23 protein-coding genes are annotated in these 25119 nt (G+C 70.0%); 14 read left to right on the top strand and 9 right to left on the bottom strand.

Annotated elements, in window-relative coordinates; genetic code table 11:
* Position 1: 1 nt before the first annotated feature.
* The 12 genes from ACFO6V_RS15175 to ACFO6V_RS15230 all read left to right on the top strand — a co-directional run bounded on the left by ACFO6V_RS15175 (position 2) and on the right by ACFO6V_RS15230 (position 11146).
* On the top strand, positions 2-328 hold the full coding sequence (locus tag ACFO6V_RS15175) for a DUF6507 family protein (protein WP_377138146.1): 327 nt from the start codon (positions 2-4) through the stop codon (positions 326-328).
* A complete protein-coding gene (locus ACFO6V_RS15180; protein ID WP_377136643.1) occupies positions 325-2799 on the top strand; it encodes a DUF6571 family protein in 2475 nt (824 codons plus the stop codon). Before ACFO6V_RS15175 ends, ACFO6V_RS15180 begins: the two co-directional genes overlap by 4 nt.
* Positions 2796-3479 carry a hypothetical protein gene (locus tag ACFO6V_RS15185; RefSeq protein ID WP_377136644.1) on the top strand — a complete coding sequence of 228 codons (684 nt, stop codon included), beginning with the start codon at positions 2796-2798 and terminating at the stop codon, positions 3477-3479. Before ACFO6V_RS15180 ends, ACFO6V_RS15185 begins: the two co-directional genes overlap by 4 nt.
* A gap of 34 nt (positions 3480-3513) precedes the next feature.
* Positions 3514-4128 carry a DUF3558 domain-containing protein gene (locus ACFO6V_RS15190; RefSeq protein WP_377136645.1) on the top strand — a complete coding sequence of 205 codons (615 nt, stop codon included), beginning with the start codon at positions 3514-3516 and terminating at the stop codon, positions 4126-4128.
* 1 nt (position 4129) lies between these two features.
* A complete protein-coding gene (locus tag ACFO6V_RS15195; RefSeq protein ID WP_377136646.1) occupies positions 4130-5092 on the top strand; it encodes a hypothetical protein in 963 nt (320 codons plus the stop codon).
* 122 nt (positions 5093-5214) lie between these two features.
* Positions 5215-5679 carry a hypothetical protein gene (locus ACFO6V_RS15200; protein ID WP_377136647.1) on the top strand — a complete coding sequence of 155 codons (465 nt, stop codon included), beginning with the start codon at positions 5215-5217 and terminating at the stop codon, positions 5677-5679.
* Between the two features lies 1 nt (position 5680).
* Positions 5681-6121, top strand: coding sequence for a hypothetical protein (locus ACFO6V_RS15205; RefSeq protein ID WP_377136648.1), 441 nt, complete (start codon positions 5681-5683; stop codon positions 6119-6121).
* A gap of 333 nt (positions 6122-6454) precedes the next feature.
* On the top strand, positions 6455-6763 hold the full coding sequence (locus ACFO6V_RS15210) for a DUF6507 family protein (RefSeq protein ID WP_377136649.1): 309 nt from the start codon (positions 6455-6457) through the stop codon (positions 6761-6763).
* Positions 6764-6873: 110 nt separating this feature from the next.
* Positions 6874-7602: a hypothetical protein gene (locus ACFO6V_RS15215; RefSeq protein ID WP_377136650.1), complete on the top strand. Its 729-nt coding sequence runs from the start codon at positions 6874-6876 to the stop codon at positions 7600-7602.
* A gap of 63 nt (positions 7603-7665) precedes the next feature.
* On the top strand, positions 7666-8649 hold the full coding sequence (locus tag ACFO6V_RS15220) for a quinone oxidoreductase family protein (RefSeq protein WP_377136651.1): 984 nt from the start codon (positions 7666-7668) through the stop codon (positions 8647-8649).
* A gap of 263 nt (positions 8650-8912) precedes the next feature.
* Positions 8913-10322 carry a family 43 glycosylhydrolase gene (locus tag ACFO6V_RS15225; protein ID WP_377136652.1) on the top strand — a complete coding sequence of 470 codons (1410 nt, stop codon included), beginning with the start codon at positions 8913-8915 and terminating at the stop codon, positions 10320-10322.
* Between the two features lie 65 nt (positions 10323-10387).
* Positions 10388-11146: a methyltransferase domain-containing protein gene (locus ACFO6V_RS15230; RefSeq protein WP_377136653.1), complete on the top strand. Its 759-nt coding sequence runs from the start codon at positions 10388-10390 to the stop codon at positions 11144-11146.
* A 42-nt stretch (positions 11147-11188) separates the two neighbouring features.
* On the opposite strand, the gene ACFO6V_RS15235 is transcribed toward ACFO6V_RS15230, so the two are convergent.
* Positions 11189-11614 (bottom strand): SRPBCC family protein, encoded by a 426-nt coding sequence (locus ACFO6V_RS15235; RefSeq protein WP_377136654.1) that lies wholly within the window; start codon positions 11612-11614, stop codon positions 11189-11191.
* Positions 11615-11761: 147 nt separating this feature from the next.
* On the opposite strand from ACFO6V_RS15235, the gene ACFO6V_RS15240 reads away from it, so the two are divergent.
* Complete coding sequence (locus tag ACFO6V_RS15240; protein ID WP_377136655.1) at positions 11762-12541, top strand: LLM class F420-dependent oxidoreductase; 780 nt, start codon at positions 11762-11764, stop codon at positions 12539-12541.
* A 10-nt stretch (positions 12542-12551) separates the two neighbouring features.
* On the opposite strand, the gene ACFO6V_RS15245 is transcribed toward ACFO6V_RS15240, so the two are convergent.
* The 8 genes from ACFO6V_RS15245 to ACFO6V_RS15280 form a co-directional block, all read right to left on the bottom strand.
* A complete protein-coding gene (locus tag ACFO6V_RS15245) occupies positions 12552-14408 on the bottom strand; it encodes a glycoside hydrolase family 15 protein (protein WP_377136656.1) in 1857 nt (618 codons plus the stop codon).
* Between the two features lie 71 nt (positions 14409-14479).
* Positions 14480-16024, bottom strand: coding sequence for an RNA-guided endonuclease InsQ/TnpB family protein (locus ACFO6V_RS15250; protein WP_377136657.1), 1545 nt, complete (start codon positions 16022-16024; stop codon positions 14480-14482).
* 254 nt (positions 16025-16278) lie between these two features.
* A complete protein-coding gene (locus ACFO6V_RS15255; RefSeq protein WP_377136658.1) occupies positions 16279-17520 on the bottom strand; it encodes a hypothetical protein in 1242 nt (413 codons plus the stop codon).
* 96 nt (positions 17521-17616) lie between these two features.
* Positions 17617-18489, bottom strand: coding sequence for an SDR family NAD(P)-dependent oxidoreductase (locus ACFO6V_RS15260; RefSeq protein ID WP_377136659.1), 873 nt, complete (start codon positions 18487-18489; stop codon positions 17617-17619).
* Positions 18482-21052, bottom strand: coding sequence for a phenylalanine--tRNA ligase subunit beta (gene pheT / locus ACFO6V_RS15265; RefSeq protein ID WP_377136660.1), 2571 nt, complete (start codon positions 21050-21052; stop codon positions 18482-18484). Before pheT ends, ACFO6V_RS15260 begins: the two co-directional genes overlap by 8 nt.
* A 1-nt stretch (position 21053) precedes the next feature.
* Entirely contained in the window at positions 21054-22124 is a 1071-nt protein-coding gene (gene pheS / locus ACFO6V_RS15270; protein ID WP_377136661.1) for a phenylalanine--tRNA ligase subunit alpha, read from the bottom strand.
* A 399-nt stretch (positions 22125-22523) separates the two neighbouring features.
* The gene (thpR, locus tag ACFO6V_RS15275) at positions 22524-23120 is read right to left on the bottom strand and encodes an RNA 2',3'-cyclic phosphodiesterase (protein WP_377136662.1); all 597 of its coding nucleotides are present in this window, start codon (positions 23118-23120) and stop codon (positions 22524-22526) included.
* A gap of 84 nt (positions 23121-23204) precedes the next feature.
* Positions 23205-23636 (bottom strand): spore germination protein GerW family protein, encoded by a 432-nt coding sequence (locus tag ACFO6V_RS15280; protein WP_377136663.1) that lies wholly within the window; start codon positions 23634-23636, stop codon positions 23205-23207.
* A gap of 233 nt (positions 23637-23869) precedes the next feature.
* Here ACFO6V_RS15280 and ACFO6V_RS15285 point away from each other — a divergent pair, with 233 nt between their 5' ends.
* Positions 23870-25099 carry a M20 metallopeptidase family protein gene (locus ACFO6V_RS15285; RefSeq protein WP_377136664.1) on the top strand — a complete coding sequence of 410 codons (1230 nt, stop codon included), beginning with the start codon at positions 23870-23872 and terminating at the stop codon, positions 25097-25099.
* Positions 25100-25119 lie beyond the last annotated feature (20 nt).

The raw sequence follows: 25119 nt of genomic DNA on the forward strand, positions 1-25119 counted from the left end.
GATGGATGGCTGGCGTGTCGGGCCGGGAGCTCGCGGTGTGCTGTCTGATGTGGAGGCGATGGCGGAGCCGCTGAACGGAGTGGTACGGCAGGCCGGGTCTCTGGACCCGGCGAGCGAGCCGGGGACTCCGGAGGTCGCGGGCGCGATCGTTGCCTTCTTCGAGGAGCAGGCTTCGGCCGTCGAGTCGATGCAGGGTCGGATCGAGCGGGTGGTTGCCGGAGCACGCGAAGCGGTCACGGCAATCGAGTACGGGGACGAGACGATGGCAATCGACCTGCAGGCGACCGCTGCGAGGGCTGGCTTCGCCAGCGGGGAGCTGGGACCATGACCAGCGAGTTCACGGACGCCGGCGGCTTGATCGCCCCGAGTGCGTGGCCCTATCGGTCGCATGCCCTCGGCCTGTGCGGGGTCGAGGAGCACGCCCGGCTGGCGGATCAGCTCGCCGACACCGTGGGCGAGGTGGCACAGGACATCCGCAGCCGGTGGTCGGGTGTGTTGCCTGACGTATACGAGGCACCAGGTGCCGAGCATCTGTATCTCGCGATGGATCCTGCACACCGCGCCGGGGAGACCGTCTCCGAACGGCTCCGGTGGGGTGCCAAGCTGATGCGGAACTACACGGACACGGTGGGCGGGTTGAAGCAGCGACTCGCGACCTTGGAGACCGAGGCCACGGCGTGGCGCGCTACGGTGTCGCCGGGGATCTGGGTCTCTGCCGAAGACCTGCCGTTCGTTCGGGTCGCGGAATTCACGCCGGCGGGCGCGCTGCTTGAGGCCCTCTCGCCGCTTGCACAGGCCAAGGGGATGACGCTCTCGTGGCGTGAGCATCGCCCGTCGGTCGAGCAGAACCAGGCCTACGTCGCGACCATATCGGGACTGACCGAGCAGATCCGGGACGCGATCGAGACGCTGGTGCACGGCCTGCAGACCGTGGAGGCGGCCGAGGGGCGGATCTCCGCCCTGACCTTTGCAATGGGTGGGAGCCCGTTTGGCAGCGCACCGCCCGACGACGGCGAGTGGTTCATGCGCGACCGGGACGAGCTGGAGGCGATGACGCCGGAGCAGCTGACGCAATGGTGGAACGGCCTGGAGAGCTGGCAGCAGGAGGCGATGGGCGACACGATCCCGCTGCTCGACCTGGACCGGCAGATCGTCGAGGGCAAGCTCACGGACGCGATCGAGCAGGCCGCCGAAAGCGAATCCGGGACGGACATCGCCGCGCTTGACGCGACGCTGCAGGTGTTCGGGCAGGACGAGGCGGCGTTAGCAGCAGTGATAGCGGGCGCAGGTGGAGCGGCGGTTGCCACGGTTGTGCATGCAGCAGGACAGAGCGCATTCACCACAGGCTGCGACATGGAGGCTGCCCGAAGGGTGGCGACACGGCTCCGCGAAGGCCTGTCAACGGCGTCGGCGGACTGGGAGCCAGAGCAGGCGCAGAAGTTCGCCCTGGAGATGCTGCGGGGCGTGGAAGGCGGGCGACATGCCTCGGCAGTCGGCTTCCTCTTCGGCGACCATCGGAACAGCCCGATGGGCGAGGAGTTCACGGTAGCGACGGCCACGGAGCTGGACGCGATGGAGCGGGACCCGATCGGGTGGCAGCAGCCGTGGCTGCACATCGGGCCTGAAGTCGGTGTGCTCGCCCTGGAGGCGCTGACGCCCGGGCAGGACGGAAACTCCACCCGGCTCCAGGACCCGATGGGGCGGGTGCTGTCCACGCTCGGGGAGTACCCCGACGCGGCACTGAACTGGCTCACCGACGACGGCACCGACGAGTACAGCCCCACAGACGAGAGCGACTCGGGGTACAAGTCCGCAGGGCAGGCCCGCCTGGAGTACTACTTTCAGGAGCGTGACTCCTCGGTACGCGCCGGACGCGACGGGTTCGAAGGCGTTGCCGCACTGTGGTCAGGCGCACAGGAGGCCACCGGCGGCCCTCTGGACCCGAACTCCTACGACCCCACGAGCGGCGCCTACGACCCGGAAGTGTGGGAGAAGGTCGCCACCATGACCACCTACGCCGTGCGCGGCCTGAGCGAGAACGAGACGTTCATCCCGGAGCAGGTATCGACGCTCGGCACGATCGAACTGGCTAGCGGGACCGTGGACGCGATGCCACATCTGGCACACAACCCGATCCACGAGTACAGCACAGATCAGGAATTGAAGAGTCTCGCCCTCGAAGGCTTCCTTCCGAGCGAGTTGCCGGGCCTGGAGGGCGAACCACGCGCCACGCCGAACGTCACACGTGCCGCCCTCGCGGAGGTGGCAGCTGCTGCGGCGTCGAGCCCGGCTTCCGTCGAGATGCTGACCCAGGGCGTGAGCCAGTATCAGGAGGCTCTGGTTGGGGTCGCCCAAAAGGGGCAGACGGATCCGCGGGAGGCAGTCGACCGGATCGTGAAGCTCGAAGCGTTCCTCTCTGGCGCCCGCGACGGCGGCGAGGCCGGAGTGATGAACAGGAAAGATGAGGCCGCCGAGCAGGCGATCAACGCTGCCTCGACCGCCGCCGGTGCCATCCCGGTCCCCGAGCCAGTCGAAAAGGTCGGGAAGCTCGCCCTGAAGGGAGCCGTCGCCTGGGCCACCGACGAGGCCCTGGACGCCTGGACGAACAACCTCGCCGAGGCCCAGGTCGATAGTGAAGGCAAGGCCCGCGAGGAAGCCGCAGCTACGGGTCATGCCGCCGCCGAGCTTGCCACACAACTGGGCGTCGATGGTCTGTCAGCCAACGAGGCGTCGGGAACCTTCGACAGCGTCTACGAAGCCATCTATTCGAAGTCATCGGACGGGATCGTTACTCAATGAGCACCATCCACCGCACCCACCACGTCGGTGCCGCACTGATAACCGGCCTGGCCCTGGCCTTGACGGGATGCGGCTCGGTCAAGCCCGATCCGCGGCCCGAGGTCATCTGGCCCGACGGCGAACCCACCGGGCCCCTGGAGGACGACCCCTGGGTCCAGGCGGTCCGCACCTCCTACCTCGAGCTCGACATCGCCATCGCCACGCGTGACTTCAGTGCACCGGCACTCCGCGACACGGCCCCGATCATCCGCCGTGAGACCCACGCCCATCTTGAGGACTCCGCCCGTGAGAGGGCGTGGGCTTTCACGCCAGGCCCGCGTCCGCTGATTCCGATCCATGTGGACGAAGCGCCTAACGGCAAGAGCGCCACCGTGATCACCTGTTACGCCGCCGACTGGTACATCACCGCAGAAGACCCTGAACCGCCCACAGACCCGCGCGGCGTCCTCCTTGATATACCAGTGACCATCGAAGACGGTCGTCGCATGGTGGAGCCGGGCGTTCTGCTCAACGACGACGTCGTGATGAACACTATGGACGCCGAGGTCGCCGAGGCTGCGGAACCCTTCCTCGATCCTCGCGAAGATCGCAACTGCCTGCTCGACGATGCCCCACGCGGGTACTTCGACCCGGCCCCGGACGTCACCCTTGAGTACTCCCCCGACGACATCAAGTTCTGACAGCCTGCCTGCTCCGAGAGGATTGTCAGAACACATGGCTCGCCCGAATCGCCCGACGTCCACGTTCGGCATCATCGCTTGTACCGCTCTAGCGGTTGTCCTGTCTGGCTGCGGCGGGCAGAGCGACGGCGGAACGCCTCCGACGGCGTCGCCGTCCGCTTCCGCTTCACCGACGGCGTCGCCTACGCCGACGGACCCGGCCGAGGCCGCCGAACAGGAACGCATCGCCGACGCCCTGAGCCGGTACGAGGAGTACCTCGAGATCGACGAGAAGCACCAGAAGGCCGGCACCAATGGCTACGAGGAACTCGCGCTCTATCTCGGCGACCCGGACATCCTGAGCAACGAGCGAATGAAGTGGGATTTCCTTACCGAGCAGGGTTACAAGATGGTCGGAAACCGCGACGTGACCGCCCTGGTTGATGCCAGTTATGTCGGCGACCCACTCGCCGACACCATCAGCGGACACCGGATCAAGCTGGACGTGTGTGTCGACGGCACAGGAACGCACACTGTCGATGCCGATGGCGAGGTCGTTCCGGTCCCCGACCCGGGTCCTCAGAAGTCCATAAGCAAGGTCCTGATGCAGGGTCAGCCCGGCGAGCGGTGGACAATTCGCGAAGACAAGTACACCAAGAAGGAGTGCTGACGTGGCCCGCGTTCCCATCCCGAACGCGCTCCGACCGCTCGCTGCGCTGGCTCTTTCTGTCCTGATCGTGTTGGTCAGCGCGATTACCCCGGCAGCCGCCGTCATGGCGACAGACGCGCCTGAGAACGACTCAGGAAACTGCGTTCCCAACGGCCGCAACGGGTGGATCTGCGAGGGCAAAGAGGATGGGTCACCAGGCGGCTCACCGACCGAGGGCACGACTCCCGTCAACGGCAGCGAGCCTGTTTGCCGGGAGGGCGCCAGAGAGGTGCCCTGCAAGGACAGCCGGGGCGGTCTCTGGAATGGAGAGTGCTATGCGTCAGTGGTAGCCCCACCTCCCGCCAAGACGGATCGCATCTGGGAGGGGCATGACGACGGCTTCATCATGACGTGTGTCCTGCGGATCGAGGCATGTGATCAGTCCGCCGGGATCCATCTACCTCCCGAGGACTGCATATTGCGGTGGTGGGCGCCCTCCGCCGAAAGCGGCATCGACGTCGAGCAGATCGCCCGGGAGGCCTTCGCTGAGGCCAACCCGACCAAGATTCCCATCGGGATCGTGCCCGAGAACCAGCCCGGCCGCGTCGGACTGGTCGGGATGCCCGTGTGGATGTGGGTACACGAACCAGGCATCCAGACCGTCGGACCGCTGGTCGCTACCGCGCCCGCAGGCACCGCGACGGTGACCTCGACCGGACGAGTAGCGAGCATCGACTGGAACATGGGCGACGGGACCACCGTGACCTGCCAGGGCGCGGGCACCCCCTACCAGGACAGCTTCGGCAAGAAGGAATCTCCGGACTGCGGCCACCGCTACGAGAAGCAGGGCAACCCCTACACCGTGACGGCCACGTCCCACTGGGTAGTCGATTGGCACGGAGCCGGCCAGTCCGGCACTTTCACCCTGGACCTCACCAACGAGACCCAGATCGTCGTCGGCGAAGCCCACGTCATCACGCAGTAGATGCAACGCCGGACGGACGATCCGAGTGGACGTGTCGAGTGGGGGTGAGGGCTTGTGAGCAGTGAGGTGACCGACGCGTCGGGGTTGATCGATCCGGACGCGTCCCGTTCCGCTCCGGTGCGTTGTGGACGAGTCTGGACGACGTATCGGAGAACGCGCGGTTCTGCCGCCAGACCGGTCAGTCCGTCGGGCAGGCTTCGCGCGATGCGCATACAGCGTGGGCCAGCCTGCGAGAGCACTACCAGGCGCCCGAGGGCGAGGACCTGTACGGCGCGATGGACCCGGTCAAGGCCTCGGGCGATCGTGAGTGGGATGTCCTGGACCAGGCCGCCGGGCTCATGGACGCCTACGTCGACGAGCTGATGCCGGTGCGGCAGAAGCTGCAGGTACTGGAGGCCGACGCCCGGGAGCTCCGCACACGGGTTGCGGGCGGCGTCTGGCTGACGGCTTCCGACGTGACGCCGTCGACCGTGAGCATCGCCCTCAGCACGGTGATCGGCCGCGAGGCGTTCAAGGTACTGATGCACGACGGTGGGTCTGTGCCCTGGCATGACCGTGACGGCTTGTTCCCCCGGCCCGAGGAGTGACGTGACGATCGAGGAATACCAGAAGGAGTCCGAGCAGATCGCCGACCGACTGATGGCCGCCATCGAGGAAGTCGACCGCTATCAGGACGACATCATCGCCAGTGAGAACCGGTTTGTGAACGCCGAGAGCCATGACCTCGAGGACCACCCCTGGCAGTACTGGCAGTGGCACGGGACCATCGTGCTGGCCGCCAACGCCGACGTCACCCCGGAGCAAGCCGCCGACCGCATGGCCGAGGTCCTGGAGAGTGAGGGGTGGACAGCGGACGAACCAACGCGGCACGAGACGACTGGTAAGTACGAGTACCGACGTCCCGGCGGCCAGAGCGACGATGGGTGGTACGTGGAGCTTGGATTCTGGACCGATCAACCGCCAGTGCCGCAGAACCTCAGCGTCATCGTGGTGAGCCCGTCCACGGACCGGACCGCCGCCGACTCATGAACACGACACCTGGGAACGCGAGTCAGCACAAACTGAAGCCGCCCGTCGATCCCACGATCGCAGGCTGGTCCGTACTCGCGAACGTTGCGCTGCTCGTCGCATGTTTCGTATGGGGGTTCGTGAGCATGTTTGGGCTGGTCTGGATCTGGGTGCTTCCCCTGCTCGCCGTGGTCATCATCGCCTCACTGGTGCAGACCGCGCGGCGTTGGGGTACCTGGGCATCGCTGAAAGGACCAGGACTCGGCCTTCTCATCGTAGTCATCTCCGTCCCCGTTGGCGTCTGGCACTCGAACGTCCTGATGGACAGGTACCTATGAGTGGGAGCGGCAGCATATGACCGGATACCGAATCACCCCCGACCTCACCGACAAGACGCTGCGACAGGCAGGCAAGCATGCCGAGCAGCTGCACGCGGCAGCGCAACAGATCGCGGCCCGCAGCGACGGCTCAGGCATGAGCGGAGACCCCGTCGTCGTACAGGCCGTAGCCGGGTTCTACGCACTCCACGAACGGCGCGCACGAGGCCTGGCCGCGCAGGCGAACAAGGCCATCGACGGCACCGAGCAGGCAGTCCGTGCCTACAACGAAGCCGACGAGAGAATGGCCGCCGACCAGCAGCGATTCGGCAACGGAGCCGTCTGACTCATGGCTCGCGCACAGGACGGGTGAATCCGTGACAGACCCACCGGGGCCACATATTCTTCGACGGCGCACGATCCGCCGCTTGCCCCCGAGAGGACCCACCCAGACCCGTGCCCGGCACCTACAAGTGGACGCCTGCCACAAAAGTCCTCGCCGGCCTCATGATCACCGTGGCCTTTGTGTCCGCGGTCATGAGCAGCTGCGGCCCCGGCAAACCAGCTGCGCAGGCCGAGTGGCCGCAGCCTGAGTGGCCGCGGCCCGAGGTCGTCTGGCCCGACGGTCAACCGACCGGTCCCCTGGAGAGCGATACCTGGGTCGAGGCCGTCCGTACCTCCTCCTTCGAGCTTGACATGGCCATCGCGACCAGGGACTTCAGCGCGCGGGCACTTCGCGATACGGCGCCGCGTGTCCGGCGTGAGACGCGGGACTACCTTGAAGACACTGCTCGTGACGAGGCATGGGTCTTCATACCGGGCCCGCGTCCGATGATCCCGATCCACGTGGACGAGGCCCCCGATGGCAGGAGCGCCACTGTAATCACATGCTCTGCCGCCGACTGGTACGTCACCGCTGAGCACCCCGAAGCACCCACCGACCCGCCCGGCACCCTGCTCGAGACGAGGGTGGTGTTCGAGGACGGTCGACGCAGGGTCGATCAAGGAGAAGCGCTCGACGAAGACGCCGTGATGAACACAATGGGCGCCTTCGTCGCCGAGGCAGCCGAACCATTCCTCGACCCGCGCGAGGACAGCAGCTGCCTGCTCGAGGATGCGGCCCGCGGGTACTTCGTCCCGCCCCCGGAGATCGGACTCGAGTACTCGCCCAACGACATCAAGTGACGCGCCGGGCACCCACGAGGAGCGTTACCACCGCATCCGCTGCGGACGCATAGGCTCGGCCGCATGCACGCAGTCGTAGCCCGTGAAGCGGGCGGTCCCGAGGTCCTGCAGTACACCGAGCTCCCGGATCCGACACCGGGTCCGGGTCAGCTCCTGGTCCGTGTCGCCGCAGCCGGCGTGAACTTCATCGACACCTATCGCCGTTCCGGCGTCTACCCCATGCAGTACCCGCACGTGGTCGGTGTGGAGGGCGCGGGCACCGTGGAGGCGCTCGGCGACGACGTCACGGGATTCGCGATCGGCGACCGCGTGGCCTGGCACGACGCGCCCGGCTCCTACGCGGAGCTGGTGGCGGTCGACGCCGCGGGCGCCGTACCGGTACCCGACGGGCTGGACCTCACCACGGCTGCCGCGCTCCCCCTGCAGGGCATCACCGCGCACTACCTCGTGCGGTCCACGTTCGAGGTCCGGCAGGGGCACGACATCCTGCTGCACGCGGGAGCCGGCGGCGTCGGCCTGCTGGCCACGCAGCTCGCCGTCCTGCACGGCGGGCGCGTCCTGACCACCGTCTCGACCGCGGAGAAGGCCGCACTGTCGGCCTCGGCCGGTGCCGCGCACACCATCGACTACGCGGCGCTGGACGACCTCACGGCCGAGCTGCCCGCGCTCGTGCGCGGGCTCACCGACGGCCGGGGCGTGCATGTCGTGTACGACGGCGTCGGCCGGTCCACCTTCGAGGCGTCGCTCGCCTCCCTGCGTCCGCGCGGGATGCTCGTGCTGTTCGGCGGCGCGTCGGGTCAGGTACCGCCGTTCGACCCGCAGCGGCTCAACAAGGCCGGCTCCCTGTTCCTCACGCGGCCGACGATCGCGCACCACACGCTCACGCGCGACGAGCTCGAGTGGCGCACGTCCGAGGTGTTCGAGGCCGCCGCGTCGGGCGACCTGAAGGTCCACGTCGGTTCCACCCTCTCGCTGGCCGACGCCGGGGCGGCGCACGAGGCGCTGGAGGGCCGGGCCACGACGGGGAAGGTGCTGCTGGTTCCCTGAGCGCGGCCCTGCCGGTGCGGACTCCGTGACTTCGGTCCGTTGCCCTGAGATCGGTCGGTTGATTGACCGATCTCAGGGCAACGGACCGAAGTCGCAGAACGGGTGATGCAAGTGACCGATGTCGGCGTCAGGCGCCCGATCACCGGGTCTAACGTTGGAGCGATTCCTTGGCGAGCGAAACTCGTCACGCCCCGGCCCTTTACAGGGAATGGCTCAGTCGCGACAATTCACCCGTCGAGTTTTCTCTCGCCCGGAGGTTCAACGTGGTACTTCCTCGCTTCTCCCGCGCAGCTGTCGCCGGCACCGCCGTCGCCGCCCTGGCCCTCGGGCTCCTCACGACCGGCTCCGCCGCGGCAACGCCGGCGGACGGCACCGACCTCGCCAGGCCCACCGCCGTCGCCACCCCGAGCGACGACCTCTCCGTCCAGGCGACCGTGCGCCCGAGCCTCGTGCTCGACCGCGACTTCCCCGACCCCGACGTGTCGAAGTTCGGCGACACCTACTACGCGTACGCGACCAACGAGGGCAAGAACCTGCCCTGGGCGACCGCGCCCGACCCGGACGGGCCCTGGACGTACCGGTCCACGGACGCCCTGCCGAACCTCGGAGCCTGGGCGAAGGAGGGACGCACGTGGGCACCCGACGTCTCCCGCCGTGCTGACGGACGCTATCTGCTCTACTACACGGCCTGGCACGCGGCGTCCGACCGACAGTGCATCGGCGCCGCCCTGTCCGACTCCCCCGGCGGCCCGTTCGTCCCGGTCGGCACCCAGCCGCTCGCCTGCCCGCTCGGCGCGGGCGGCGCCATCGACGCGTCCAGCTTCGTCGACACGAACGGCGCCCGGTACCTGGTCTGGAAGAACGACGGCAACGCCATCGGCGCCACCACCTGGATCCATGTCCAGCGCACGGCCGCGGACGGCATCACGTTCGAGGGTGGCGCCGCCCAGGTGCTGCGCAACGACCGGGCCGACGAGGCGGGGATCATCGAGGCGCCCGTGATCACCAAGGTCGGCAGCCAGTACGTGCTGTTCTACTCGGCGGGCCCGTACACGACCAACCAGTACGGCACGAACTACGCGGTCTCGAGCTCGATCACCGGTCCGTACACCAAGGCGTTCCGCTTCCTCATGACCACAGCCTCGCTCGACGGCGCGGTGGGCGGCCCCGGCGGCGCCGACGTGCTGCGCGACGGCGGGGGCGACAAGCTCGTCTTCCACGGCCACCGCGCCGCGGGCGGGCGGGGCATGTACGTCGCCGACCTCGGCTGGGCCAACGGGAACCCCGTGGTGCGGGGCAGCCGGGTCCGGTACGAGGCCGAGCGCGGCACGCTGCACAACTGCACGGTCCGGTCGAACGCCGCCGGCGCGTCTGACGGCAAGGTCGTCGCGTACATCGACCACGCCGACAGCGCCGTCGACGTCGGCTCGATCTACGTACCCACCACCGGCAGCTACTCGTTGCACGTCGGCTACGCCAACGGATCGGCCGGGACCGCCTCGCACACGGTCACCGTGAACGGGGCCGCGGCGGGGTCCGTCAGCTACCCCGTGACCGGCTGGGACAGCTGGCGACAGGTGACGAAGGACGTCACCCTCCAGGCGGGCTGGAACACGATCCGGCTGGGCAAGGGAACCGCCTTCGCGGAGGTCGACTACATCGAGGTCGCGTAGGTCCAGGATCCTCGCGCGGACATGATGTATCTTGACGTCAAGATACTCGACGACGAGGAGTGGACATGGCCGACTGGAACCCCGGCGCCTACCTGCAGTACACGGACGAGCGGTCCCGGCCGTTCACCGAGCTGGTCGCCCGGGTGCCCGGTACGCCGTCCACCGTCGTCGACCTCGGGTGCGGGCCTGGCCACCTCACGGCCGTGCTCCGCGCCCGCTGGCCCGAGGCCCAGGTGACCGGGGTCGACGCCTCCCCCGCCATGATCGAGCGGGCACGCACCGCCGATCCCGGCACCGAGTACGTGCTGGCCGACCTCAGCACCGACGACCACACCGCCGACCTCGTCGTCAGCAACGCAGCGCTCCAGTGGGTACCGGGGCACCGCGACCTGCTCACGGCGCTCGCCGACCGGGCCTCGCAGACGTTCGCGTTCCAGGTCCCGGGAAACCACGACGCGCCCAGCCACGTCCTCCTGCGGGAGGTGGCCGGCCAGGAGCCGTACGCCGACGTCGTCGGACCGGTCGAACGGCGGGCGACCGCCGACCCCGCCGAGTACCTGGACCGCCTGGCCAGGCCGGGCTGGACCGTCGACGCGTGGGAGACCACCTACACGCACGTGCTGCACGGACCGGACCCCGTGCTCCGCTGGATCTCGGCGACCGGCGCCCAGCCCACGCTCCAGGCGCTGGAGGCCAAGGACCCGGCACTGCGCACCCGGTTCGAGGAGGAGTTCGGGGCGGCGCTGCGCGAGGCCTACCCGGAGCGCGCCTACGGCACGCCGCTCGCGTTCCGCAGGGTGTTCGCGGTGGCGACCCGGGTCTGAGCCCGGCCCTGGATCCGACGGCTGATGCCAGGAGGTCCGGCGTTACGAGCCCAGCCTGGCTCGCAGACCGGCGAGCTCGGTGTCGACGTACTGGCGGGTGCGGCCCATGGTGAGCCCGCCGAGCAGCCAGGCCAGCCCGCCGGTCTGCGTGATGGCCAGGGTGACCCGGGAACGGCCGTCGGGCAGGGGCTCCACCAGGTGCTCCGCCTGCGTGGTGACGCCCGGCGCCTCGCTGATCCACGCGAAGTGCCGCGGGGCGTCCCACTCGTCGATCAGCCAGATCGCCAGCGGCATCTTCGGCTGCTCGATCCGCACCTGCGTGCCGACGTCGGGCGGGTTCGGGCCGTCGATGATCGACACCGAGGTCATGGAGGACGTCCAGTCGGGCATGTGCTCGACGTCGGACAGGACGGCCCATACGGCCTCCGGCGAGGCGTCGATCTCTGCGGACGTGCTGTAGTTCGGCATGCGTGCTCCTGTCGTTCCGGTGGTCGCCGGCCGGCGGCACACCCATAGTCTCGGCCCCCCGGCACCCGGCGCGACGTGACCGACACGCGTCCCGGACCACCTGCTGCGGCGGGCGCGACGCCGTCTACATCGTCGTAGGCTGCGGACATGACTGATCGCGCCATCCGCATTGCGCTGCAGCTCCAGCCGCAGCACGCCGACTACTCCGCCATCCGCGACACGGTGCTCCGCGCCGAGGACATGGGTGTGGACGTCATCTTCAACTGGGACCACTTCTATCCGCTCTCGGGCGACCCCGAGGGCAAGCACTTCGAGGCCTGGACCATGCTCGGCGCCTGGGCCGAGCAGACCGAGCGGGTGGAGATCGGCGCGCTCGTCACGGGGATCGGCTACCGCAACCCCGACCTGCTGGCCGACATGGCACGCACCGTCGACCACATCTCCGGCGGGCGGCTGATCCTGGGCCTCGGTGCCGGCTGGTTCGAGAAGGACTACGACCAGTTCGGCTACGAGTTCGGTACCGCCGGTTCGCGTATCGCGAGCCTTGCCGAGGCCATGCCGCGGATCAAGGCCCGCCTCGCCGCCGGCAACCCGGCGCCCGAGCGCGAGATCCCGATCATGATCGGCGGTGGCGGGGTCAAGAAGACGCTGCGCATCGTCGCCGAGCACGCCGACATCTGGCACACCTTCGGCGACGTCGACGTCCTGAAGACGAAGTCCGCGATCCTCGACGAGCACGGCGCCGCCGTCGGCCGCGACACCTCCGCGCTCGTGGAGCGGTCGGTGGGCGTCAGCGGCGCGCCGGAGGCGACCGGCGACGTCCTCGTGGCGGCCGGCGCGACCCTGCTGACCATCGGTGAGAGTGGCCCTGACTACGACCTGAGCACCGTGCAGGCCTGGGTCGACTGGCGCGACGAGCGCCGCTGAGCCTGCCGGCTCAGGCGGTCTCCTTCGCCGCGGGCGTGACGGCCACCTGAGCCGTCACGCCCGACTCGATGTCACGGGGCGTCGGCCCCCGGCCGAGGCGCAGCGCGCTGTTGACCAGGCCGAGATGGCTGAACGCCTGCGGCGTGTTGCCGAGGTGGCGCCCGGTGCGCACGTCGTACTCCTCGCTCAGGAGCCCGAGGTCGTTGCGCAGGGTGAGCAGGCGTTCGAACAGGGCGACGGCCTCGTCCCGCCGGCCGATGCCGTGCAGCGCGTCGACCAGCCAGAAGTTGCACACCAGGAACGTCGACTCGTCGCCGGGCAGGCCGTCCACCCCGTCGTCGGCGTCGGTGTCGTACCGCAGCAGGAGCCCGTCCTCGCTCAGCTCCCGCTGCACCGCGTCCACCGTGCCCACCACGCGCGGGTCGTCCCAGGGCAGGAACCCGACCTGCCCGATCAGCAGCAGGGCGGCGTCCAGCCCGTCCGACCCGTAGAACTGCGTGAACGTGTTCCGTTCCGCATCGAACCCGTACGCGCACACGTCGGCGTGGATCCGGTCGCGGACGGCGCGCCACTGCTCCACGGGCCCGTCGAGGCCGCCCTCCTCGACGGCGCGCACCGCCCGGTCGAAGCCCGCCCACGCCATGACGCGGGAGTGCACGAAGGCGCGGCGCGGGCCGCGCACCTCCCAGAGCCCGTTGTCGAGATCGTCCCAGTGCTGCGCGAGGTGCTCCAGGAGCGACTTCTGCAGACGCCATGCCTCGTGGTCGTTCTCCAGGCCCGCCTCGCGCGCCAGGTGCAGGGCGTCGAGCGTCTCGCCCCACACGTCGATCTGGAGCTGGCCCGCGGCGCCGTTGCCGATCCGCACCGGGCTCGAGCCCTCGAACCCGGGCAGCCAGTCGATCGTGTACTCCGGCAGGCGACGGCGTCCGTCGAGCCCGTACATGATCTGCAGGTCCGCGGGGTCGCCGGCGACCGCGCGCAGCAGCCACGCCCGCCAGTCGCGCGCCTCGTCGATGAACCCGGTGCCGATCAGCGCCTGCAGCGTGAACGCGGCGTCGCGCAGCCAGCAGTAGCGGTAGTCCCAGTTGCGGGCGCCGCCGATCTCCTCGGGCAGCGACGTCGTGGCCGCCGCGACGATGGCCCCGGTCGGTGCGTAGGTCAGCGCCTTCAGCGTGATGAGGGACCGGTGCACGGCGTCGGCCCAGGGGCCGGTGTACGTGGACCGCGCAACCCACGACCGCCAGAACTCCTCGGTGTCCCGGAGCGCCTCGTCCGCCACGACGGGCTTCTTGGCGGCCAGGTGGGAGGCGTGATAGGTCAGGACGAACGGCACCCGGTCGCCCGGTCCCACGGTGAACCGGGCGCGGTGGACGAAGTCGTCGGCCATGCCGCTGGGAGTCATGACGACCGCTGCGTCGATGTCGACACGGACGGCGTCCGGACCCGCCACGGCCAGGAGGGCGCCGCCGTCCCGGGTGACCCAGGGCACGACGTTCCCGTAGTCGAACCGGAGCCGCAGCTCGGTGGTCATGGAGACCTGTCCGCTGATGCCCTCGACGATGCGCACGAGGTCGGCCTGTTCGCTGCGCGGCGGCATCAGGTCGATCACGCGGACCCGCCCCTCGGGCAGGTCCCACTCCGTCTCCAGAATCAGCGTGCCGTCGCGGTAGCGGCGTCTGGTGCAGTCGCCGGCCCCCTCAGGGCCGAGCTTCCAGGACCCGTTGCGCTCGTCCCCGAGCAGGGCGGCGAAGCAGGCCGGGGAGTCGAAGCGAGGCAGGCACATCCAGTCGACCGCACCGTCCCGGCCGACCAGCGCCGCCGTCTGGAGATCTCCGACCATCCCGTAGTCCTCGATGCGGCGCGTCATCGCCACAGACTACGGCGTGTTTCAGAAGCCGAATGGCTTGTGGAACACCGCCCTTCTCGGGCGTCCAACCCTCAGGCCGCGGGTACGGTCTGAGGGTTGGTTCCCACGTCATCCAGTCCCTTGCCACCACGACCGCTAGGGCCGGGGTGGGTGGGCGTGTTCTGTCGGTGGGCGTTGTTGACGGGGCCGTCTGCTTGACGGTCCCCGACCCGGGCAACACCACGCCCCGCACCGTCATCGACGGGTGGGGTGTGGTTCTCGGCCCAGGCGGCGAGATTCACTGCGGCATTCAGATCCCGATCCATCACGTGCCCACACTCGCGGCACTCGAACGTGCGGTCCTTGAGTGTCAGGTCCTTACGAAGAGTCCCGCACGTGAAGCAGGTCTTGGACGACGGGAACCACCGATCCGTGACCACGACCTGGCCGCCGCGCCAGGCCTGCTTGTACGTGATCTGCCGAGCAAGCTCACCCCACGCCGCGTCCGAGATGGCGCGAGAGAGCTTGCGGTTGCTCGTCATACCGGTGATGTTCAGGCCTTCCAGGACCAGCCAGGCGTGGTTCTTGACCAGCTGGTTGGAGACCTGATGCAGCACATGGCGACGACGGTCACGGATCCGGGCATGCTGTCGTCCCAGACGCACGACAGCCTTCCCCCTGTTCTTCGATCCCTTCTTCTTGCGAGACACCGCCTTGGACAGGCGGCGTAGACGCGGCAGGCCACGCCGGAGAGCGCGGGGATTGTTCAGACGAAGCACCTCAACGCCGTCGGACGAGCCCGCGACGACCAGGGTACGCAGGCCGCGATCCACGCCCACCCAACGGTTCTCGCCGCGTGGGGACTCGGCAGGCGGTGGTGTGTGTCGCCGAGCGGGGTGCAGGTCGGCGGCCTCGACGGTGATGGAGATCCACCACCGGTTCGCACCCCGGGACACGGTCACGTGCAGGATCCTGGCACGATCCTTGGCGATCATCCGGCGCAGCCGCCGGGTGCACTCCCGCACCCGCAACATCCCGATCTTCGGCAAGGTCACCGACCGGACGCGCTCCCCGTCACCGACCCGAATGCTCGACCGCCCCTTGTTGGTCTTGTTCCGGATCCGGAACGACCCACCCGTCAGTCTCTTCTTCTTGAACCGGGGGAACCCGACCTTTGGTCCCTTCCGGGAACCAGCAAGGGAGTCAGTGAACGCCTTCAGGCCGCGACCGAGGTCGACGCAGGCTTCCTCGAACACCTGCGCCAGCACTCGGCCCTGCCAGACCAGACCCGTCACGTGAACTTGTGTCATCCCGGTCGGGTCGACGAGGAACTGGCGTCCGGCGGCTTCTGATCTTTTCCACTTGTTGAACTCGTTGATCAGATCGAACCCCGTCCACGGCACGTGGACGGGGTTCGAGACGTCACGCCAGGGGTGGTCGTCGTGGGACCCGACTCCGGGCGCGGCCTCGGGCGTGCAGTCCCGGCCTTGCCCGCGCTCTGCGGCGGCACGGGCGTCCTTGTGCAGGCGCAGGGCCTGGTTGAACGCGAACCTCGCCGCCCCCACATGCCGAGACAGCACGCGTCCCTGCTCGACCGACGGGTCGAGACGGAACCGGAACGACGTGTGCCTAGGCATGCAGACCATTCTGCCACCGGCCACTGACAAACACCCTTGACCAGCTCTCACCCCACAGATACACCCGCACACCAGTTTTAACACACCGGTTCACTCCCGAAATGCCGACGAGTTCCGAACACGGCCGAGGTTCAGCACCCCGTCTCGACCAGGGAGACATCCCAGCGCGGCGTGCACCCTCATGTCGGACGTGCAGGGCACTCGGGTGACCCGCACGTCCGACACGAGCCGTCGGCCCGGCGTCGCCGTCGGCGTCAGAACGACGAGGCGTCCGCCGCGTACACCCATCGGTACCCGGGATACTCGCCCAGCGACCACAGGTAGTCGCGGGTCGGGTCGTAGGACAGGTCCTCCGCGCCCACGGTCAGTGCGTTCCCGTGTCGCACGATCGAGCCGGACGGCGCGGCGAACGTGTGCAGGTCACCGTCCGAGTCCGGGTTGGAGTGGTCGGAGCCGTCGCTCTGCGAGAAGAAGAACTCACCGTTGATCGCGGTCGAGCCCTGGACGCTCTCCAGGTCGGTCCGGTACGCCTCGGTCGCCTTGATGATCCCGTCGGACGCGGGCTTGAGGTACCGGTTCGTGTAGTCGATCGGGACCCGGATCGTCCGGACCTGGGCTCCCGCGTCGACGTCCGCCGCGCTCCGGTACTCGCTCACGATCACCGAGTCCGGCGAGCTCGTCCGGTCGAGCGCCACCGACGAATGCTGCAGCTGCGCGTACCCACCGGCCGTCGAGTCGGTGAACTTCGCCGTCTGCGGCAGCACGTACTTGTAGTCGAACGCGTGGTACGAGCCGTCCGACTGACGCCCGACGGCCGAGGAGCTGCCCGTCGAGACCTGCCACAGGTGGTCCAGGTCGAACACGCGGAACCCGCCGCTCGTGTCCGCCACGTACAGCAGGTTGCCGTACCACATGATGCCGCCGGCATGGACGGTGACCGGCTTGTACGACGGCGCGCTCGTGGTGCCGCTCGGCTCGACCAGCAGGATGTGCCGGTACGGCGGGGCGGAAGCGCTCGCGGACAGGTTGGACACGCTGATGCGGACGCCCTTGTCGATGCCGTCCTCTGCGTGGTCGTACCAGCTCACGAGGTTGATGCGCTTGCCGTCGTACAAGCCCTCGCCCAACGCGTCGGAGCTGGTGGTGATGCCCTGCGGGTACCAGTCAGGGGTGTCCTGATCGCCCGCGTTCCAGCAGTAGTACGCGGTGCGGTTCGCGACCGACGGCGCGCTGTCGCAGCTCGGGGTGCGGTTGGCGTCGTCCGCCACCGCTCCCATGGTCACGTTCGGCAGGGCCGCGTCGAGCGCTCCGACCAGGGACGACGACGTCTCCGACAGGGTATAGCGGAAGTTGCTCGCCGTGAGCGGTGTGGCGGCCGCTGCCGACAGCCCGGCCTGCTCGTTCGCGGGCTCCGTTGCGATCGCTTGGCTCGCTGAGGCGAGCAGGGCGCACAGCCCCAGAGCGGCGACCGCAAGTGCGGGGCGACGATGGCGCATGGTGGTCTCCTTGCGTGAGGGGACGGTCGCTCTCCACCGTAGAGAGCGCCCGCCCCCGCACACCAGTACCGCCGGATGAACGTCCCGTGTCGGCCGTCAGCGCTTGGTGAGCGCGTCCGCCAGCGGGTCGTCGCCGCCCGCGGGCATGACCCGCAGCCGGCGGGCGGTTGCCTCGCCACCCTGCCGGGCGACGTCGGCGGCCAGCGCCTTGAGCGACTCGGGGGTGTCGTGCGAGACGCGCAGGAACCAGCCCGAGCAGGCGTCGAGCTCGCCGGCCGCAATCGCGTTCACGACGTCGATCACGCGCTCGGCCGGCGTCCACCGGGTACGGCCCTCGTGCAGGGCCATCCCCGTCGTCATGTCGGTCCGCACCACGCCCGGCGCGAGCTCGAAGACGCGGAGGCCGCGCGGGAAGCCGTCGTTGTGGAGGTTGGCGCCCATGCGCGTCAATGCCGTCTTGCTCGCGTTGTACGCCGAGTACCCGCCGCCCATCTCGTGCGAGCTCGCACCGGAGGCCAGGTCGATGACCCGGCCGCCGCCGCGCGCGATCATGCCCGGCAGGGCGTAGCGCATGAACAGGAAGGGCGCGCGCACGTTGGTCTCGAAGACCGACCACCACTCCTCGGGATCGGCCTCCCAGAGCGGGTGCTCGGACTCGATGGCGCCCGCGTTGTTGACCAGCAGGTCGATCGACCCGAGCGCGTCCTCGGCCTGCCCGACGGCGGCACGCACCGCCTCCGGGTCCGACACGTCGGCGGTCAGCTCGACCGACGTCACGCCCTCCGCCCGGATCTCCGCGGCCACGGCCGCGAGGCGGGCGGCGTCCCGCGCGAGCAGGGCGACGTCCAACCCTGCTCGCGCGAGACCCAGCGCGATCTCCCGGCCGATCCCGCGCGAGGCACCCGTGACGAGTGCGGTGCGCGACGGCGGGGTCGCCCCGGTGCCGACCGCCTGGCGCGGGTCAGCCACGCAGGACCGCCCCGACCTTGTCGGCCGCCGACTCCACGACCGAGTCGCGCACCGCGCGGACCTCCTTCGCGGACAGCGTCCGGTCAGCGGCCCGCAGACGGAGCGAGTAGGCGAGCGACTTCTTGCCCTCGCCCACCTGCTCCCCGGTGAAGACGTCGAACAGCGCCACGTCCTCCAGCAGCTCACCGGCGCCGGCCACGATCGCCGACCGAACCGCCTCAGCCGGCACCCCGTCGTCGACCACGAAGGCGAAGTCCTCCTTGGCGGCGGGGAACGCCGACACGGGGGCGGCCGCCACGGGCTCGCCCGAGGCCGCACCGACCAGGACGCTCAGGTCCACCTCGAACGCCGCGGCCCGGGCCGGGAGGCCCAGTGCCTCGACGACCTTGGGGTGCAGCTCGCCGGCGTGGCCGACGACCGTCCCGTCGGTGAGCTCGAGGCGTCCACAGCGTCCGGGGTGCCACGGCATCTGCCCGGAGTCCGGGACGACGACCACCTCGGCCCGGGCGCGCTCGGCCACCAGGCGAGCCGCCGCGAGGGCGTCCTCCCAGCCTGCCGTGCGGCCCGCGCCCCACCAGCCGGCCAGCTCGCGCTTGCCGGTCAGCACGCCGGCGACACGGCGCGGCTGGTCGGGGACTGCCGCGGCGAGCGCCGCGAGCTGCTCCTCGGTGGGCCGCACCCCACCGGGCAGCGTGGGCGCCGCGGGGGCGCCCGGCGTCGGGCGGGTGACGAGGCCGATCTCGTAGACCGCGAGGTCGGTCAGCCCGCGCGACACGTTGCGCCGAACGGTGTCGAGCAGCGTGACCAGCAGGTTCGACCGCAGCAGCGGCTTGTCGTCGGCCATCGGGTTGACGAGCCGGAGGGAGACGCGGCGCGGGTCGTCGGCGGGGATGCCGAGCGCGTCGTACTCGGGGACGCCGACGAACGGGTAGCTGAGCGTCTCGACGAAGCCCGCCTCGGCCAGCGCCCGGGCCACCGAGCGACGCGTGCGCTGCTCGGTCGTGAGGCCCCGGCCACCGGGGGCGGACGGGAGCACCGAAGGCACCTGGTCGTAGCCCTGGATGCGCACGACCTCCTCGACCAGGTCGGCAGGACCGGTCAGGTCGGGGCGCCAGGACGGCGGGGAGACGAGGAGGACCTGCACGGGCTCGACCACCGAGGACACCTCGACCGTCGCGCCGATCTCCTCCAGGGTGCTGCGCACCTGCTCGGGGGTGTACTCGACACCCGAGAGCCTGGTGGGCTCGGTGACCTTGAGCGCGATCGACGCCCGTACCGTCTCCGCGGTGTGGTCGAGGTCGCTCACCGCGGCGTCGGCGGTGCCGCCACCCAGCTCGACCAGAAGGTCCACGACGCGCTGCGCCGCGACTGCGGGCAGCAATGGGTCGACGCCACGCTCGAACCGCTTGGCGGCCTCGCTCGAGAGCTTGTGCCTGCGTGCGGTGCGCGCGACGGTGATCTGGTCGAAGTGGGCAGACTCGACGAGCACGTCCGTCGTGGTGTCGCTGACCTCGGACGACGCTCCGCCCATGACGCCGGCGAGCCCGAGCACGCGGCTCCCCGCTCCCGTGGGCGAGTCCGTGATCAGGAGGTCCTCGCTGTCGAGCGCGCGGTCGGCGTCGTCCAGCGTGGTGAGGCGCTCGCCGGCGGTGGCCCGGCGGACCACGATGGGCGCCGAGACCTTGGCGAGGTCGTAGGCGTGCAGCGGCTGCCCGAGGTCGAGCATCACGTAGTTCGTGATGTCGACCGCCAGGGAGATGGACCGCATGCCGGAACCCTCGAGACGGTGCTTCATCCACGCGGGCGTCGGCGCGGCCGGGTCGATGCCGCGCACGATGCGCGTCACGAACCGGTCGCAGCCGACCACGCCGTTGATCGGCGCGTCGTCGCGCACCCGGACCTCGAACCCGTCCGGGGTCGCGGCGGGTTCGGCACCCGTAGCCAGACCGTGGTCGGTGAACTTGGCCCCCGTCGAGTGGGCGTACTCGCGGGCCACGCCGCGGTAGCTGAACGCGTACCCACGGTCGGGGGTCACGTTGATCTCGAGGATCTCCTCGCCCAGGCCGAGGAGCGCCACGGCGTCCTGGCCAGGCGTGAGGTCCGCCTCGGCGAACCCGTTCCGGGTCAGCACCAGGATGCCGTCGTGGTCGTCGCCGATACCGAGCTCGTTGACCGAGCAGATCATGCCGTCGGACACGTGCCCGTAGGTCTTCCGGGCGGCGATGGCGAACGGTCCGGGCAGCACGGTGCCGGGCAGGGCCACGGCCACGAGGTCGCCGGGCGCGAAGTTGTGCGCGCCGCAGACGATGCCGCGCGCACCTTCGGCGTCGTTGTGCTCGGGTCCGACGTCGACACGGCACCAGTTGATGGTCTTGCCGTTCTTCTGCGGCTCGGGCGTCATCTCGAGCACCCGGCCGACCACGAGGGGGCCGGTCACGGCCGCCCCGTGGATCGCCTCTTCTTCCAGGCCCACCTTGACGAGGTCGGCCGCGAGCTGCTCGGCGGTGAGGTCCGCGGGCACCTCTACGTGGTCAGCGAGCCAGTCCTTCACGATGAGGGGCACTTCAGATCTCCGTCCCGAACTGGGTGGAGAAGCGCACGTCGCCCTCCACAATGTCGTGCATGTCCGCGATCGAGTGGCGCAGCATGAGCGTGCGCTCGATGCCCATGCCGAACGCGAAGCCCGTGTACTCCTCCGGGTCGACGCCCGCTGCGCGCAGCACGTTGGGGTTGACCATGCCGCAGCCGCCCCACTCGATCCAGCCGGCTCCGCCCTTCTTCTGCGGGAACCACAGGTCCATCTCGGCGGACGGCTCGGTGAAGGGGAAGAACGCCGGGCGCAGGCGCGTCCTGGCCTCCGGCCCGAACATCGCCCTCGCGAACGCGTCCAGCGTGCCGACGAGGTTCGCCATGGTCAGGCCCTTGTCGACGGCCAGCCCCTCGACCTGGTGGAACACCGGCGTATGGGTCTGGTCCAGCGCGTCCGTACGGAAGGTACGGCCGGGGCAGGCGATGTACAGCGGCACGCCGCGCTCGAGCAGGGAGCGCGCCTGGACCGGGGACGTGTGCGTACGCAGCACCAGGTTCGACTCACCGTCAGCACCGTCGCCGGCCACGTAGAACGTGTCCTGCATCTGGCGCGCGGGGTGGTCCGGGCCGAAGTTCAGCGCGTCGAAGTTGAACCACTCGGCCTCGACCTCGGGGCCGTCGGCGATCTCCCAGCCGAGGCCGACGAAGAAGTCGGCGATGCGCTCCTGGACCAGCTCGATGGGGTGGCGGGCGCCCGCCGTCGTGCGCTGGACCGGGAGGGTGACGTCGACCGACTCCTCCGCCAGCACGCGCGCGTCGCGCTCGCCCTCGAGCTCGGTCTGACGGGCCGCTATCGCCTGGTTGATCTGCCCGCGACGCGGGCCCACGAGCTTGCCGGCCTTGGCCTTGTCCGGGCCGGGCAGCGCGCCGATGCCCCGGTTGGCGAGGGCCAGGGAGCTGCGGTCCCCGGTGTGCTGGGTGCGGACGGCTTTGAGCGCGTCGAGGTCGCCGGCCTTGGCGATGTCGTCGAGCGCGGCCTTGACCGCGGCGTCGAGCGCTGCCTCGTCGAGCGGATCGATGGGTGCCTTCTCATCGGGCGTGGACATGCTTGCCTTCCTGGCGGATTCGGGAGCCGGTTCGATCCCCTGCCTGGGGTCCTCTGCCGGCAAATGAAGTCTAGGTGCCCGCCAGGGCTCAGGACGCGTTGTCCACAGGGCTGCTCAGTGCCCGCGTGCAGCGCTCGCCGCACGGCCCGTAGCGGGCCGCATAAATCGGCGGGTCAGTGGCTGCATGGGGGTCATCATTCCATGCCGGGTGTAGGCGAGCAACGTCGATAACGACGTCTGGACGATCGGCGCTTGGCACACTTTTTTGGCGTGTCAGTGGATCGGCATAGGGTGCAACACATGTTCGAAGGATCTTCGGACAATCTCGTCTCCACGGCCGGGGCGGCCCTGGTCCCGGTCGTGGAGGCGGACCTCCCGCGGAGGGCTACCGTCCGACGGTCAGCCCTCGAGTGCCCAGGTCTCCACGATCTCGTACCGCGGGCCGCCCTGAGCACCCTCACCGGGGTGGGACTCGACCAGCGCGAACGAGTCAGCGGTCCAGTCCGGGCCGGCGTACACGGACAGAGCCTGGGCCGCGGGCTCCAGCGCCGACCGGGGCTCGGCGCCCGCACTCTTGCCCCAGCGGTCCCGCCCGCGCGGCGGCTTCACCTGACCGGCACGCGCCCGGGCGACGGTGACGTGCGCGCGGTGCGGCTTGACGTCCTCCGGCACCTCCCGCGGCGAGGCGGCCAGGCAGTCGGTCGCCAGGTCCTTCAGCGCACCGGTCCCGCCGTCGACGCCGATCCACAGGACGCGGGCGCCGAACGATCCCGCACCGCGCAGCCGCAGGTCGATCGGCGCATGCTTCCGCGCGACGTCCGCCAGCTCGTCGCGCAGCTCGGGCACCGTTCCCTCGGGAAGGTCCGCGTAGAACGCGAGGGTGATGTGCAGGCTCTCCCGCGGCACCCAGCGCGGGGAGGCGGGTACGCCGTCGATGGCGAGCCCTAGATGGTCCTTGACACGCTGGGGCGGGAAGACCGCCGTGAACAACCGCACCCCGCGATCTTAGGCGAGCGCCTCGTCCGGACTGGACATGTTTTCGCTCCGCGCCGGCGTACGGCGGGCCGCCATGTACGTCGGCTACCGCTTCCGGCGACGGGACACGGCCCAGGCGACGGCGGCCACCACGAGCACCAACGCCACCTGGCCGCCGAGGACTATCCGGTTGACGTCGACGACCGGGACCCAGCGCACACCGTGCTCGTCCACGACGAAGGCCCCGGCAGGCTCGGCACGGCGGCCGAAACCGAACCCGCCACCTCCTCCCTCGGCCAGGGCACCCGGTTCCGTGCCGCGCTCAGTGGGATCGGCCGAGTCCTCGGACGGCGCGGCCTCAGCCGTACCGCCCGGCTCGGTGCCGCCCCCGCCACCGGCGCCACCGCCCGACCACACGCGTGCGGCGGGGATCACGATCGCCCCGTCGCGCTCGATCGGCTCGCCATAGACCTCTCGGGCGCCGAAGGCCTCGGCCAGCGACTCGCTGATGCGGCTCAGATCAGGTGTGTGCGTCATCCGCCCAACGTAGGTCCAGGCTCCCCCGCGCGATACGGCAGGAGTCGGGACAACCCACCAGTTCACCCGGGGGGCTGCCCGCTGGGAAGCCCGACGGCGTCGCGCCACGCTGGTGGCACGTCCCAGACCCGCCGATCTCAGGAGCAGCCATGACCGCCCAGGAACCGCACCCCGTCGACCGCCGGACCTTTCTCCGGGCAACCGCTACGGCGGGTGTCGCTACGCTCGCCGGGGTGACGACACCGAACGCAGCGTGGGCCGCTCCCGGACCGGCCGGACACCCGCACCGCCCCGTGGACCAGCGCTCGATCGATGCCGCCACCGGGTCGATCGAGGCGGATCTCGTAGCGCTGCGGCGTGACATCCACGAGCACCCCGAGGTCGCGGGCGAGGAGCGGCGCACCGCCGCCCTCGTCGCCGACCGCCTGCGCGCCGCGGGACTCGCGGTCACGACGGGTGTCGGTGGCCACGGAGTGGTCGGCATGCTGCACGGCGCACGCAAGGGCCGCACGGTCGCCTACCGCGCCGACATGGACGCGGTACAGGCGGGTCAGACGACCGGCGGGGTCACCGACACGGGCCACCTGTGCGGGCACGACCTGCACACCACGGTTGGGGTCGGCGTCGCCGAGGTGCTGGCCGGACTGCGGTCGAGGCTCAGCGGGAGCGTCGCGTTCGTGTTCCAGCCCGCCGAGGAGAACCTCACCGGCGCCCGGGCGATGCTGGACGACGGCGTGCTGCGCCGCACCGGCGCCCGGGAGATCCACGCGCTGCACTGCGGCCCGATGCCGGTGGGGACGCTCGCGGTGACGCCAGGGTTCGGCATGCCGGGCCTCGACCGCGGCACGGTCACCCTCACCGGCCCCGACGCCGTCGCACGGGCCGAGGCTCTCGCCGCCGACATCATGGACCTGGCCACGATCCGGCGTCCGCAGACGCTGGACGACATGGAACAGCTCCTCCTGGACCTCGGGACGCCCGACGGGCCGCTGGCCCGCTTCGTCAACATCCAGCACGCCACACCACAGCCGAGCCAGAACGGCTCCGTCACCGTGGCGACGTCCTACCGGTGCTGGCCCGAGGCGCGCTATCTCGAGGTCCGCGACAACATCCGGGCGATCACGGCCCGGTACGGCGCCGGCGCGGCGTTCCCCGCCGCCCCGTTCCCCGCCCTGCTCTGCCCGGAACGAGACGGCACCGAGCTGGAACGTCACCTGGGCCGTTCACTCGGACACGAGCGGGTGTCACGGATGCAGGCCGCACCGCCGTTCAACGGTGAGGACTTCGCGCTGTTCGGTCAGCGGATCCCCGTCACGTACACCTTCCTGGGCGTGCGGTCGCCCGGCGCGCTCGTCACCACGGGCTTTCCGCACCACGTGGACTTCGAGCCGGACGAACGCGCCATCGGCACGGGGGTACGCGCGATGGCGGGCTGGCTCGCCGAGCGCGCGCAGCGTGCGTGAACCGCCCGCGGCCTGCTGAG

This window comes from Promicromonospora alba, assembly GCF_042654905.1.
GTDB classification, from domain to species: domain Bacteria; phylum Actinomycetota; class Actinomycetes; order Actinomycetales; family Cellulomonadaceae; genus Promicromonospora; species Promicromonospora alba.